This window comes from Burkholderia sp. AU30198 (assembly GCF_020419825.1).
In the GTDB taxonomy this organism is placed as follows: domain Bacteria; phylum Pseudomonadota; class Gammaproteobacteria; order Burkholderiales; family Burkholderiaceae; genus Burkholderia.
Genome location: NZ_JAIZSA010000006.1, coordinates 81,482 through 95,075, shown reverse-complemented (window position 1 = coordinate 95,075; position 13,594 = coordinate 81,482). Strand labels below are relative to the sequence as shown.

At 71.5% G+C, this 13,594-nt stretch carries 10 protein-coding genes; 9 read left to right on the top strand and 1 reads right to left on the bottom strand.

Annotated elements, in window-relative coordinates:
* Positions 1–3 precede the first annotated feature (3 nt).
* From bcsZ to LGN19_RS15330, 9 genes are all read left to right on the top strand, one after another.
* Complete coding sequence (gene bcsZ, locus LGN19_RS15370) at positions 4–1,242, top strand: cellulose synthase complex periplasmic endoglucanase BcsZ (protein WP_226215689.1); 1,239 nt, start codon at positions 4–6, stop codon at positions 1,240–1,242.
* Positions 1,227–5,129 carry a cellulose synthase subunit BcsC-related outer membrane protein gene (locus LGN19_RS15365; protein WP_226215687.1) on the top strand — a complete coding sequence of 1,301 codons (3,903 nt, stop codon included), beginning with the start codon at positions 1,227–1,229 and terminating at the stop codon, positions 5,127–5,129. Before bcsZ ends, LGN19_RS15365 begins: the two co-directional genes overlap by 16 nt.
* A gap of 9 nt (positions 5,130–5,138) precedes the next feature.
* On the top strand, positions 5,139–7,100 hold the full coding sequence (gene bcsE, locus LGN19_RS15360; RefSeq protein WP_226215685.1) for a cellulose biosynthesis protein BcsE: 1,962 nt from the start codon (positions 5,139–5,141) through the stop codon (positions 7,098–7,100).
* Positions 7,097–7,315, top strand: a complete 219-nt coding sequence (locus LGN19_RS15355) for a hypothetical protein (RefSeq protein ID WP_226215676.1) — start codon at positions 7,097–7,099, stop codon at positions 7,313–7,315. The genes bcsE and LGN19_RS15355 overlap by 4 nt, the downstream gene beginning before the upstream one ends.
* Positions 7,312–8,091 (top strand): cellulose biosynthesis protein BcsQ, encoded by a 780-nt coding sequence (gene bcsQ / locus LGN19_RS15350; RefSeq protein ID WP_122945083.1) that lies wholly within the window; start codon positions 7,312–7,314, stop codon positions 8,089–8,091. Before LGN19_RS15355 ends, bcsQ begins: the two co-directional genes overlap by 4 nt.
* Entirely contained in the window at positions 8,088–10,625 is a 2,538-nt protein-coding gene (bcsA, locus tag LGN19_RS15345) for a UDP-forming cellulose synthase catalytic subunit (RefSeq protein WP_226215674.1), read from the top strand. Before bcsQ ends, bcsA begins: the two co-directional genes overlap by 4 nt.
* Before the next feature lie 27 nt (positions 10,626–10,652).
* Positions 10,653–12,209, top strand: a complete 1,557-nt coding sequence (gene bcsG / locus LGN19_RS15340) for a cellulose biosynthesis protein BcsG (RefSeq protein ID WP_174961379.1) — start codon at positions 10,653–10,655, stop codon at positions 12,207–12,209.
* On the top strand, positions 12,191–12,397 hold the full coding sequence (locus tag LGN19_RS15335) for a hypothetical protein (RefSeq protein ID WP_226215672.1): 207 nt from the start codon (positions 12,191–12,193) through the stop codon (positions 12,395–12,397). The genes bcsG and LGN19_RS15335 overlap by 19 nt, the downstream gene beginning before the upstream one ends.
* A 100-nt stretch (positions 12,398–12,497) precedes the next feature.
* A complete protein-coding gene (locus LGN19_RS15330) occupies positions 12,498–12,695 on the top strand; it encodes a hypothetical protein (protein WP_226215670.1) in 198 nt (65 codons plus the stop codon).
* A gap of 10 nt (positions 12,696–12,705) precedes the next feature.
* Here the strand turns inward: LGN19_RS15330 and LGN19_RS15325 are convergent, their stop codons facing one another.
* Positions 12,706–13,590 carry a pirin family protein gene (locus LGN19_RS15325; protein ID WP_174961375.1) on the bottom strand — a complete coding sequence of 295 codons (885 nt, stop codon included), beginning with the start codon at positions 13,588–13,590 and terminating at the stop codon, positions 12,706–12,708.
* Positions 13,591–13,594: the final 4 nt, after the last annotated feature.

Sequence of the window (13,594 nt, the reverse complement as noted above, 5' to 3'; positions counted from 1 at the left end):
CGGATGGCGCGGGCAATGGCGAAGCGACGGGCAACGCGGCCGGCGCGGCGCGTCGGCGCGGCACTCGCGCTGGCGGTTGCGGTGACGTGTGCGGCGGCCGGGATGGCCACGCGCGCGCAGGCCGCGGGGGCCGGTGCGACCGACGCGGCCGATGCGGCCAACGCGGGATGCGGCGCGGCATGGCCGCGCTGGGACGCGTTCAAGCGCGATTTCATCTCGGCCGACGGCCGCGTGATCGATGTCGGCTCGGCCGATTCGCGCACGGTGTCGGAGGGGCAGGCGTATGGACTTTTCTTCGCGCTGGTCGCGAACGACCGGCGCATGTTCGACACGATCCTCGCATGGACCGAGAACAACCTCGCGCAGGGCGACCTGAGCGCGCATTTGCCGGCGTGGCTGTGGGGCCGTGCGCCCGACGGCGCTTGGCGCGTGCTCGACGCGAACGCGGCGTCGGACGCCGACCTGTGGATCGCGTATGCGCTCGTCGAGGCCGGGCGGCTGTGGCACGAGCGCAGCTACACGGCGCGCGGCACGCTGCTCGCGAAGCGCGTGCTCGACGACGAGACGGCGACCGTGCCGGGCCTCGGCCTCACGCTGCTGCCGGGGCCGACGGGGTTCAAGCTGGCCGATGGTCAGTGGCGCGTGAACCCGAGCTATTCGCCGCCGCAATTGATCCGCGCGCTCGGCGCGCGGCTGCCCGACGACCAGCGCTGGGCCGCGCTCGTCTCCAGTACCGGGCGCGTGCTGCTCGACACCGCGCCGAAAGGCTTTTCGCCCGACTGGGCGCTGTATCGCGCGGGCACGGGTTTCGGGCCCGATCGGGAAACGCATGCGGAGAGCGCGTACAACGCGATCCGTGTCTATCTGTGGGCCGGCATGATCGACCGCGCCGATCCGCTCGCCGCCCCGTTGCTCGCACGCTTTGCGCCGTTCGCCGACCACATCGCCGCGCATGGCGCGCCGCCGGAGAAGGTCGACACGACGACGGGCATCGCGGGGCCGAACGACGGCAACGGCGGGTTCTCGGCGGCGGCCGTGCCATTCCTCGACGCGCGCGGCCAGCCCGCGCTCGCGGATGCGCAGGCGGCGCGTGTCGATACGCTCGCGCGCCAGTCGGCGCCCGGCTACTACACGAGCGTGCTGACGCTGTTCGGGCTCGGCTGGCGCGACGGACGCTACCGGTTCGGTGCGGACGGCACGCTCGATGCCCGCTGGGGAGGCCGTTCGTGCGCCGCCCGCTGAAGCGCGCCGTGCCGCACGTCGCGGGATTCGCGTGGCTCGCGTCGTCGGTGTGCGCGGCGGCGCCGGGTACCGCGTCGGATGCGACGATGGCGGCCCCGGCGGCGACCTCCGCGTCCGCCGATGCGCAGCGTCAGCTCGACACCGCGCGGATGTGGGGCGTCAAGCATCGCGACGACCTGGCGCGCGATGCGCTGCGCAAGGGGCTGCTGATCGCGCCGGGCGATCCCGACCTGCTGGCCGAGCAGGTTCGCGTGCTGCTGCGGCTCGGCGACGCGCAAGGCGCGCAGGCGTCGCTCGCGCGGCTGCAGGCGCTGGCGCCGAATGCGCCCGCCACGCGGCGGGTGGCCGACGAATACCGCGTCGCGACGAGCGGGCGCGGCGAGATGGCGCAGATCCGCCTGCTCGCGCGCAGCGGTCGCGCCGACGAGGCGGCCAGGCGGATCGTCGCGCTGTTTCCGAACGGCGCACCGTCGGGCGCGCTCGGCGCCGAGTATTACCAGATCGTGTCGAATGCGCCGGGCGGGCGCGAGCCGGCGATCGCCGCGCTGCGTCGCGCGGTCGCGGCCGATCCGCAGGACACGAGCGCGACGATGGCGCTCGCGCGCCTCTTGAACCAGCGCGCCGACACGCGGCCGGAGGCGAACCGGATCGCCTGGGCGCTCGTGAAGCGCGCCGACGCCGACCATACGGAGGCGATGGCGCTGTGGCGGCGCGTGCTGCAGCCGGCCGGCAACGATCCCGCGTATCTCGATGCGCTGCATGCGTATCTCGCGCTCGCACCGGACGATACCGAATTCGTCGACCGCGTCGCGGCACTGGATCGCCAGCGCGACGCGCAGCGCAAGCTCGAACGCAATCCCGACTACATCGCGCAGCAGCGCGGCCTGCAGGCACTCGCACGCGGCGACCTGGCCGGCGCCGATCCGCTGCTGACGCGTGCCGCGCGCTCGCGCGCGGACGACGCCGATGCGGTCGGCGGGCTCGGCCTGCTGCGTCTGCGCGAAGGGCGGCACGACGAAGCGCGCGCGCTGTTCACACGCGCCGCGACGCTCGCGACCGACCAGCGCGACAAATGGCAGGGCCTCGCGCGTACCGCGCAATTCTGGGGGCTGCTCGCGCAAGGCCGCACGGCGGCCGCTGCGGGGCGACCCCAGGATGCGGAGCGTGCGGCCCGTGCGGCACTCGCGATGCAGCCGGGCAGCCCGGACGCGAAGTTGCAGCTGGCCGATGCATTGCTCGCGCAGCGCGACTGGGCGCGCGCGGAGCCGCTGCTGCGCGCGCTGCTGGCCGCGCGTTCGCCGAACCTCGCGGCCGTGCGCGACACGGCCACGCTGTATGAGAACACCGGCCGTGCGGATCAGGTCGGCCCGCTGCTCGACGCGCTGCAAGGCCGCGTGACGGGCCGCGACGATCGGCGCGCGCTCGACGGCCTGCATGCCGACCTGCTCGCGAACCAGGCGCGCGCGCTGGCGGACAAGGGCGAACGCGGGCCCGCCGCGCAGCGCTACGAGGCGGCCGTGCGTGCGGCGCCCGACGCGCCGTGGACACGCTTCGCGCTCGCGCGCCTCTATCGCGACATGGGGTTGCCGCAGCTCGGCCGCACGGTGATGGACGACGGGCTCGTGCAAAGCGCGACGCCCGAGATGCGCTACGCAACCGCGCTGTATCGTAATTCGCTCGACGACGTCGCGGGTGCGCAGGCCGCGCTCGCACCGGTCGACGACGCGCACCGTTCGGACGGGATGCGTGCGCTGGCACGCAAGCTCGACGCGGAAAGCGCGCTGGCGGACGCGCGCGGTGCGCTCGCACGCGGCGACCGCACGGCGTTCGCCGCGTCGCTCGCCCGGGCGCAGGCGAGTGCGCCGGACGATCCCGACATGCTCGCGGCGATCGGCGCGCAGTGGATCGATGCGGGCGAACCGGACCGCGGCCTCGCGCCCTTGCACGACTGGATCGACGCACATCCGCGCGAAGCCGATGCGGACGTGCGGCTGCGCTACGGCGACCTGCTCGGCAGCGCGGGGCGCGACGATGCGCTTGCCGCGTGGCTCGACACGCTGCGCAGGGAACCGTCGCTGACGCCCGCGCAGACGGCGAGGATCGAGGACCAGTCGCTGCGGCTCGTGTTGCGGCAGACCGACGAGGCGATCGCACAGCAGGACTACGCGCAGGCGCGAACACTGCTCGATCGCGCGAGCCCGGCCGGCCGTGCGGACAAGCGCTATGCGCTCGAACGGGCCGATCTCGAACGCGCGCAAGGCCATTACGACGCGGCGCGCGATGCGCTCGCGCCGGTCGTCGCGCGCACGCCGGACGATGCCGATACGCAGCTCGCGCTGGCACGTATCGACGAAGACAGCGGCAACCGTGCAGCCGCGCTTGCGCGCGTGCAGGCGGTGCTCGCGCGCACGCCGGACGACGACGTCGACACGCAACTGTCGGCCGTGCGCCGCCTGAATGCACTGCGCCGCCCGGACCAGGCCGTGCCGGTGACCGACCGGCTGCATGCCGCATATCCGGCGCGCGCCGACGTGACGGTCGCGGCCGGGCGCGTGGCCGAGGCGCAGGGCCGCTATGACGATGCGGCGTCGCTGTACCGGTTGTCGCAGTCGCAGGAACGCGCGACGGGCGTGAGCCCGGGGCGCAACGGGCTCACGCCCGCGCAGGCCGCGTTCGCGGATCTCGAGCAGCGGCGCAATCCCGAGATCGAGACCGGCTGGATGCCCGCGTACAAGTCGGGCGACGAAGGCAGTTCGTCGTATCGTGCACAGCAGGTGCCGATCTACGTGCAGGTGCCGGTGCGCTACGACGGGCACGTGTTCGCGCAGATCGACACCGTGCATCTCGACGCAGGCACGCTCGATACGAGCAACCCGAACGCGTATTCGCTGAAATCCTTCGGCACCTACGGGGGGCTCAGCGCACTGGCCGCGTCGCCTCTCCAGTCGCCGCTGGATCAGCAGGCCGCCGCGTTGATCGCGCATCCGCAGGGCGACCTGCACCAGCCGATCACGGGCGTCGCGCTTGGCGCCGGCTATCTGTCGGACGCATGGCGTTTCGATCTCGGCACGTCGCCGCTCGGTTTTCCCGTGCATTACCTCGTCGGCGGCGTGCGCTATCGCTTCGACGCGGGCCCGGCCAGTTTCTCGGTGAACGCGTCGCGGCGGCCGGAAACGAGCAGCGTGCTGTCGTACTCCGGGATGCGCGACCCGTGGACGGGCGCGGTCTGGGGCGGCGTGCGCCGCGACGGCGTGAACCTGCGCGCGTCGGTCGACGTCGGCCGCACGAACCTGTTCGCGGAACTCGGCGCGGGCGTGCTGTCCGGCCGCAACGTCGAACGCAACGCGGCAGTCACGCTGCGCACGGGCTTCACGATGCCCGTGTACGAGCGCGCGACGATGAAGGTCAGCACCGGGCTCGTCGGCAATGCGTGGCACTACGCGCAGAACCTGCGCTACTACACGTACGGGCAGGGCGGCTACTACAGTCCGCAGCGCTACCTGTCGCTCGGCGTGCCGATCGAATGGGCGGGGCGGCACGATGCGCTGTCGTGGGACCTGACCGTCACGGGCGGGATCTCGAACAGCTACGAGAAAGATTCGCTGTATTACCCGACGTTCCAGGATCGGCGGGCCGACCAGGTGGCGGCCGGGTTCGTGTACGCGGGCAGTTCGACGCGCGGCGTGTCGTTCTCGTACGCCATCAACGGAATCGTCGAGTACCGCGTGAACCCGCACCTGAGCGTCGGCGCACAACTGAACGTCGACCGGTCGCACGACTACGCGCCGAGTTCGGCGCTCGTGTACCTGCGCTATGCGTTCGATGCGCGCGCGCAACGCAGCTGGCTCGTCACGCCGACGCCGGTGCGGCTTTATTCGGATTACTAGGGGAACGCCGTGAATACGGAAATCGATGCCACCCGTCCCGCGCTCGGCGCCGCCAGTCTGGTGGGCCGCCTGCGCGCGCTGCTGGGTGCCGGGTCGGCCGGCGGTCGCGCCGGCACGGTGAGCCGGCTCGCGATCGACGGCTTGCCCGATGCCTGGACGCAACTGGAAGCCGGTGGCCTGTATGCGATCTACGCGGCCGGCGGCACGCCGGCCTGCGACGCGCTCGTGTGGGAGAGCGCGCGACAGGCGCGCACGCGTGACGTGACGGTCGTGCTCGCGCGCGACGCGGCGCACGTCGCCGCAGAGATGCAGGCGCGCGGCTTCGCGGGCGGCTCGCAGCCGGCCGGCTGGCCGCGCAACCTGAACGTGCTGGCGATGCCGCCGGCGGCCGAGCCGGCCCACGGCGACGGTTCCGGCGCAGCTGCCGGCGCACCGCGCCGCGCGGCACCGGGCCCGTTCGCACGGCTGACCGGCGGCCTGCGCGCGCTGAAGCGTTACGGCTTTCGCGCGCGCTCGCTGTATTTCGTCGAGGGCGCGCAGCGCTGGTTCAGCTGGGACGACCCGATCGCGCTCGCCGACGAGGCGCACGCACTCGCCGACTGGTGCCGCACGCGCCGGATTGCGCTCGTGCTGCTGCTCGATCCCGAGGCGGACCATGCAGGCGAAGAACCACGCACCGACGATGCCGCGTTCGTGCGCGATGCGGATCGCACGCCGCGCAGTGGTTTCCACGGTATCTGCTCGGGGGTCGCGCAGTTGCAGCGCACGCACGGCGAGCTGCTGTGGATCGTCGATTTCTGGCGCGCGGGCGACACGCTCGCGGCCGGCGAGGTACGGTCACTGCGCTTTGCGCCGGGCGGCCGGCTGTCGGGGAGCGTCGACGGCGACGCGACCGAGCCCGCGCGCCGCATGAAGCTCGCGAGCGACGAGGATCGCGTCGTCGTCAGCCGCGCAGTGCTCGACGGCACGACCCGCGTGCCCGAGGGCTGGGAAATCGTCGCAGACAACGCGGCCGTCGTTGCCGCCTGCGCGCATGCGCAGGCCGCGACCGCGGTGCTCGTGTTCCATTCGCATGCGCAGCTCGAAGCGCTGTGCGCGGACGTGCATGCGCTGCGCCGGCAGTGCGGCGGTGCGCTGAAGATCGCGGTCGTCGAGCGCGGCGAAGTGCTGCGCCAGCAGTTCGAGATGCTCGTGCTGAGCGTCGGCGCGAGCCGCGTCGTCGCGCGCGACCTGCCGGTATCGCGGATGCAGGCCGCCGTGCACGCGCTGCGCGGCCAGCTCTATGCGCGGCCCGTGGCCGCCGACTATCGTGCGGCGCTCGCGGCCGCGCTCGGCGATTCGGTGCTCGGCTACCTGCCGGTCGGCGCGTTCTGCCTGCGGATTCGCGCGGTACTCGATCGCGGTGCCGTGCTCGCGCTGCCGCACACGCTCGCGAAGATCGCGCTGCTGCCGGGGGTGTCGCACGTCGATGCGCTGCGGCATTGCCGGCCGCGCCGCGCAGGCGACGTCGTGACGGCCGATGCCGGGCACCTGTACGTGTTCCTGTTCGCGTGCGAACCGGTCGACGCGGAGGACGCGCTCGCGCGCATCTTCGACGTGCCGGTCGACACGCTGTCCGACCGCGTCGTGTGCCTCGGGCACGGCAGCATCGACACCGAACTGAATGCGCTGAAGGCCGAGAACCGGCGCGCGCCGATCGCCGACTACAGCGATTTGTTCGGGGCCACGCCGGCGGCGGGCGCGACGCGCACACCGCCGGCGCGCGCCGGTCTGGGCGACGCGCTGCCCGACGCGAGCGAGGTGAGCGACGCGATCGATACGATCGATACGATCGTCGCGCTCGAAGCGATCGGTGCGACGCCGTCGGTCGCGGCCGTCGACGCGTCGCCGCCGGAACCCGTCATTCCCGCCGCGCGCAAGCGCGGTGCCATCCGCAGCGCGATGCCGTTGCGCAAGCCGGAGGTCGCATGATCGCCGAACTCGTCATCGGTTTCATCGTTGGCATCGCGATCGCGGTGCCGGTGTGGATCGTCGCCCAGCACCTCGGCATCGGCCGCGGTTTTCATGCGCCGCGCGGGATCGACCGGCGCGACGCGGTGCCCTGCGCACTCGTGCCGGTTGCGCTGCGCGGGCGGCTGTTGCCCGATGCCGAGCGCGGCGAACACGCTGGTGAGGCGGCCCGATGAAGACGATCGCCATTACGTCGACGACAGGCGGCGCGGGCCGCACGACGCTCACGGCCGCGCTCGCGGTGCTGCTGGCGCGCCGCGGCCGGCCGGTCGTCGCCGTCGAATTCGATGCGCAGAACCTGATGGGCGCGACGCTCGGTCTCGACTCGCTGGCCGAGCACGGCCTCGCACAGAGCGTGCTCGGCGGCGCCGAGCCGTGGCATGCGCATACGTGGCGCAGCGCCGACGGCGTGCTGTTCGTGCCGTACGGGCAGGTCGACGCGGCCGGCGCCGCCGCCTGCGATGCGCGGCTCGCGGCCGACCCGGCATGGCTGTCGCGCGCGCTCGACGAGATCGCGTTGCCGGCCGATGGCGTCGTGCTGATCGACACCGCACGCTATCCGTCGACGCAGGCCGAGCAGGCGATTCGCCGCGCGGACCTGACGCTCGTCGTCGTGCCGCCCGAGCCGACCGCCTGCGCGACGACGGCCGCGCGGCTCGGTGCGCTGCGCGCCGGCGGCGGCGAACTGCAGATCGTCGTGAACCGGCTGAATCCGGCGCGCGACATGCAGCGCGATGCGCTCGCGATGCTGCGCGCGGTCGCGGGGCCCGCATCGATGCTCGAGCAGCGCATCCACGTCGACGCGGCCATGCCCGAAGCGCTTGCGCGCGGGAGCTGGATCTTCGACGATGCGCCGTATTCGCAGGCCTCGCACGACCTGAACGGCATCGCGAACTGGGTTCATGCGTGGCTGGCGGCGGTCACCGCCGGCCGCACCGGAGTGGCGCGATGAAGGCCGCGTTCGCGCCGCGACTGCGCACGTTCGGCCGCCGTGTGGCCGACTGGTGCGCACGCGGCATCGGGCTGCCGGCCGAGCGCACGCTGGTCGACTGGCTCGTGCGGCTGTCGTTCCACGCGCCGCCGCCGGGCCGGCCCGATCACGTGCGCCGCTGGGTGCGCGTCGCGACCCTGCGGCTTGCGCAGGAGTGGGGCGTGCTGCAGCCGCTCAGCCCGCGCGAATGGCTGTGGCGCGCGATCGTGCGTGCGCCGCGCGCGGCCGATGGCCGGCCCGCGCGCGATCCGCTCGCGTGGTTCGACCGGTATGTCGTGCCCGTCTACGTGGCCGGGCGCGCGGTCGGCCGGCGCATCGACGCGCTACTCGCGCGCCTGCCGTGGGTACGCTGGGGCGGCTGGCTCGATGCGCGCGCACACGGCGTCGGCCGGCGCCGCTGGCTCGCGCCGCTGCTGCTGGTAGCCGGCGCGCTGCTGTGGGCCGCCGCCGGGATGTCGCCGCTGATGCCCGGCGCGCAGTTCGCGTTCTTCGCGATCGTCGCGGTGCTGGCACTCACGCTGCGCCGCCTGCCGGGCCATCTGCCGACGCTCGCGCTCGCATCGCTCGCGCTGCTCGCGACCGTGCGCTACGTGTGGTGGCGCACCACGCAGACGCTCGATTTCCGCAGCCCGGTCGAGGCCGTTGCCGGCTACCTGCTGTACGGCGCCGAAGCCTATACGTGGATGATCCTGCTGCTCGGTTTCGTGCAGACCGCGTGGCCGCTCGACCGGCCGATCGTGCCGCTGCCCGACGATCCCGACACCTGGCCGACCGTCGACATCTACATCCCGACCTACAACGAGCCGCTGTCGGTCGTGAAGCCGACGGTATTCGCCGCACAGAGCATCGACTGGCCGAGCGCGAAGCTGCGCGTGTACCTGCTGGACGACGGCAAGCGCCCCGAATTCGAGGCGTTCGCGCACGAGGCCGGCATCGACTACGTGACGCGCGACGACAACCGCCACGCGAAGGCCGGCAACATCAACCGCGCGCTGCCGAAGACGCACGGCGAATACATCGCGATCTTCGACTGCGATCACGTGCCGACGCGCTCGTTCCTGCAGACGACGATGGGCGTGTTCCTGCGCGACCCGAAGTGCGCGCTGGTGCAGACGCCGCACCATTTCTTCTCGCCCGATCCGTTCGAGCGCAACCTCGGCACGTTCCGCGAGATCCCGAACGAGGGCAACCTGTTCTACGGGCTCGTGCAATCGGGCAACGACCTGTGGAACGCGACGTTCTTCTGTGGCTCGTGCGCGGTGCTCAAGCGCAGCGCACTGGAAGAGGTGGGTGGCGTGGCGGTCGAGACCGTGACCGAGGATGCGCACACGGCGCTCAAGCTGCACCGGCGCGGCTATACGTCGGCGTACCTGCCGACCGTGCAGGCGGCCGGCCTCGCGACCGAAAGCCTCGCGGGCCACGTGAAGCAGCGCACGCGCTGGGCGCGCGGGATGGCGCAGATCTTCCGCATCGACAACCCGTTCCTCGGGCGCGGGCTCGGCTTCATCCAGCGGATCTGCTACGGCAACGCGATGCTGCACTTCTTCTACGGGATTCCGCGGCTGGTGTTCCTGACGATCCCGCTCGCATACCTGTTCTTCCACCTGTACTTCATCAACGCGTCGGCGCTCGCGCTCGCGAGCTACGTGATCCCGTACCTGGTGCTCGCGAACGTCGCGAACTCGCGGATGCAGGGGCGCTACCGCCATTCGTTCTGGGCCGAGGTCTACGAGTCGGTGCTCGCGTGGTACATCGCACTGCCGACCACCGTCGCGTTCTTCAGCCCGAAGCACGGCAAGTTCAACGTGACCGACAAGGGCGGCAAGATCGACGAAGGCTACGTCGACTGGTCGACGTCGAAGCCGTATCTGGTGCTGTTCGGGCTGAACGTGCTCGCGATCGTCGCCGGCCTGTGGCGGCTGGTGATCGACCAGGGCGACGAGGCGTCGACGATCCTGATCACGCTCGGCTGGACCGTGTACAACCTCGCGATGCTCGGCGCGGCGCTGGCCGTGGCGCGCGAGACCAAGCAGGTGCGCGTCACGCACCGGATCGCGATGCGCGTGCCGGCCACGCTGCTGCTCGCCGACGGCTCGACGGCCGCGTGCTTCACGAGCGACTACTCGACCGGCGGCCTCGGCCTCGAAGCGGTGCCGGGGCTGTCGGTCGCCGTCGGCGATACGCTGACGGTGTGCGTGACGCGCGGCGACCGGCCGTTCCCGTTCCCGGTGCGCGTGAGCCGCGTGACGCCGACCCATGTCGGCGTGAGCTTCGAGGAACTGACGCTCGAACAGGAGCGCCAGCTCGTGCAATGCACGTTCGGCCGCGCGGATGCGTGGCTCGACTGGCACGAAGGCGAGCGTCTCGACACGCCGCTCGGCGGGCTGAAGGAAGTATTGCGTATCGGCCTGGACGGCAATGTACGGATGTGGAAGGGTGCGGCGCGCGGCCTGCTGGCCATGCTGGCGCCGAAACTCGATCGGGCGCGCGACTGACGCGGCGCTTATCATGGAGTGGGTTAGATGACGTTCTGGAATCTGTATTTCATCCTGAAGTTCGCGCTGTTCGCGACCGGCCACCTGCAGCCGTTCTGGCTCGCGAACCTCGCGTTCGCGGTGGCGCTCGCGGCGAGCGCGCCGATCCGGCAGCGCGCGTGGCGCATCGTCCGGCAACTCGTCGCGATCGCGATCGCGGTGCCGCTGCTCGCCCGCGAGATGCATGCGCCGCCGCTCGCCCGTCTCGTCGAGGCCGCACGCGAAGTGAGCACGTTCCGCTTCGAGTACTGGATGGAGCTGCTGCCGCGCCTGTTGCCGCCGGTGCTGCTGCTGACGGTGGCCGGCGCGCTGATCGTCTACTTCATCGTCAACCGCTGGCTGCGCGTCGCGACCTTCGTGCTGGCCGTGCTGATCGTGATGCCGCTGTGGCAGGCCGGCAGCGGGCTGATGGCGCGCGTCGTCGCACCGCTTCCGCAGCAGGCGAACGCGACGGGCACGACGCTCGCCGGCCAGCCCGAGGATCACAACGCCGCACTCGCGACGTTCCGCACGCAGGAATCGCAGCGGCAGGTCGCGTTCGGCCATCTCGGCAACGATCCGTCCGCACAGTTCGACGTGATCGTGCTGCACATCTGCTCGCTGTCGTGGGACGACCTCGATGCCGCGAAGGTGCGCAACCATCCGATGCTGAGCCATTTCGACTACCTGTTCACGAACTTCAGCACGGCCGCGAGCTACAGCGGCCCGGCGGCGATCCGCGTGCTGCGCGCAAGCTGCGGGCAGGAGGCTCACGCGGACCTGTACCAGCCCGCGCCGCAGCAGTGCTACCTGTTCTCGCAGCTGGCGAGCGCGGGCTACAAGGTGCAGTCGCTGCTGAACCACGACGGCCACTTCGACAACTTCCTGCAGGTGATCCACGACAACATCGGGGTGCCGGACGCGCCGCCGGTGTCGAACGCGGCCGCGCCGGTCGCGATGCACGCGTTCGACGGCTCGGAGATCAAGGGCGACTACGCGACGCTCGCGAACTGGTACGCGCAGCGCGCGTCGGTGCCGGGCCCGGTCGCGCTGTACTACAACACGATCAGCCTGCACGACGGCAACCGCATCGTCGGCAGCCCGCTGACGAGCATCGACTCGTATCCGCAGCGCGTGACGAAACTGATGGACGACTTCGATCACCTGGCCGACCTGATCGCGCAATCGGGCCGCCGCGCGGTGATCGTGTTCGTGCCCGAGCACGGCGCCGCGTTGCGCGGCGACAAGAACCAGGTCGCGGGCCTGCGCGAGATCCCGACGCCGCGCATCGTGCACGGGCCGGTCGGCGTGCGGCTCGTCGGCTTTACCGGCAACCACGGCGCGACGACCGTGATCGATCAGCCGGCCAGCTTCCTCGCGCTCGCGCAGTTGCTGTCGAACCTCGTGTCGAACAGCCCGTTCAAGCCGGGCACGACGCTCGCGCAGTACGCGGCCGATCTGCCGCGCACGCGGATGGTCGGCGAGAACGAGGGCACGGTGGCGATGCAGACGGCCAACGGTTACGCGGTGAAAACTCCGGATGGCGTATGGATCGACGAACAGTAATCCTTCCCGGCGATGCCGACGACGAGCGCCTGTCGCAACCGAACGACGTGCTCGGCCTCGCGCGGCATCTGCCCGCGCTCGATCCCGACCGTTATGTCGATGAGCAGGCGCGCCGCGCGTTCATCGAGTCGCTCGACCGCTGGCCGACGCTCGCGAAGCTGATGGGGCTGCGGGGAGAGGGGGCGTGACACCGCGTGCCGGGGCGATGCGCCTGGTCGCGCTCGCGATCATGGCGCTCGCACTGGCGCCGCACAGGCGAGGAAGCGCCAGTGCATCAAGTATCTGACCGTGACGGTTCCCGACCGGATCGTGTCCGATGTCGCGATGGTGCATGTCTTCGATCGCGACGGGAAGCATCTCGCGAGCGGGCGCCTCTATCCGGACGGCGTGGCCCACGTCTGCCTGCGCGAACTGCCGCCGGGCGCGCAGGTGCTGGTCGATCAGTCTCCGCCGCGACCGGCGGCGATCGACCGCGGCGGTGCCTGATGGCGGCGCGTTACTGCGCGCGACGTTCCGGCTGGCGCGTCCACTCGTCTTCTTCTCCCGGCACCTTGCCGAAGGTCTGATCGGCCCACGCCGCGCGAGCCGCGTCGATCTTCGCGCGCGCACTCGACACGAAATTCCATTCAATGAAGCGCTCGCCCGGCAGATGCGCACCGCCGAGCAGCATCACGCGCGCGCCGTTCGCGCTGGCGAGTGCCGCGGTCGCGCCGGGTTCGAGCACGGCCATCGTCGCGGGGGCGAGCGGCGTGCCGTCGATGGTCAGGTCGCCGTCGACCAGATACACGCCGCGTTCCTCATGTTCGGCATCGAGCGCCAGCGTGCCGCCTGCCGCGAATTCCGCATACGCATAGAGCGTCGGTGAGAACACGGCGACCGGCGACGTGAGCCCGAACGCGGTGCCCGCGATCACGCGCACGCTTGCACCGTCGCGCGTGAACGACGGCAGCGTGTCGGCCGGATGATGGACGAACGCGGGTGCGGTGTCCTCATGCTCGACCGGCAGCGCGACCCACGTCTGGATCCCGTGGACCGGCTGCTCGCGCGGCCGGTCTTCATCGGGCGAGCGCTCCGAATGCACGATGCCGCGGCCGGCCGTCATCCAGTTCACGTCGCCCGGCACGATCTTCTGCCGGAAGCCGAGGCTGTCGTGATGCATCAGCGAGCCTTCGAACAGGTAGGTGACGGTCGCGAGGCCGATGTGCGGATGCGGCAGCACGTCGATGCCGCGGCCGGCCGGCAACACGGCCGGCCCCATCTCGTCGAAGAAGATGAACGGGCCGACGAGGCGTGCGGCACGCGCGGGCAGCACACGGCGCACGACGAGGTTGCCGATGTCGCTTTCGCGCGGCGTGAGCAGGGTCTTGATCGAGGCGGACATGGTG

Bases quoted from the DNA above. Each gene is read 5' to 3' on its own strand.
- bcsZ (WP_226215689.1), top strand. From the start codon at position 4: ATGGCGCGGGCAATGGCGAAGCGACGGGCAACGCGGCCGGCGCGGCGC.
- LGN19_RS15355 (WP_226215676.1), top strand. From the start codon at position 7,097: ATGATCGCCGAACTCGTCATCGGTTTCATCGTTGGCATCGCGATCGCG.
- bcsQ (WP_122945083.1), top strand. From the start codon at position 7,312: ATGAAGACGATCGCCATTACGTCGACGACAGGCGGCGCGGGCCGCACG.
- bcsA (WP_226215674.1), top strand. From the start codon at position 8,088: ATGAAGGCCGCGTTCGCGCCGCGACTGCGCACGTTCGGCCGCCGTGTG.
- bcsG (WP_174961379.1), top strand. From the start codon at position 10,653: ATGACGTTCTGGAATCTGTATTTCATCCTGAAGTTCGCGCTGTTCGCG.
- LGN19_RS15335 (WP_226215672.1), top strand. From the start codon at position 12,191: ATGGATCGACGAACAGTAATCCTTCCCGGCGATGCCGACGACGAGCGC.
- LGN19_RS15325 (WP_174961375.1), bottom strand. From the start codon at position 13,590: ATGTCCGCCTCGATCAAGACCCTGCTCACGCCGCGCGAAAGCGACATC.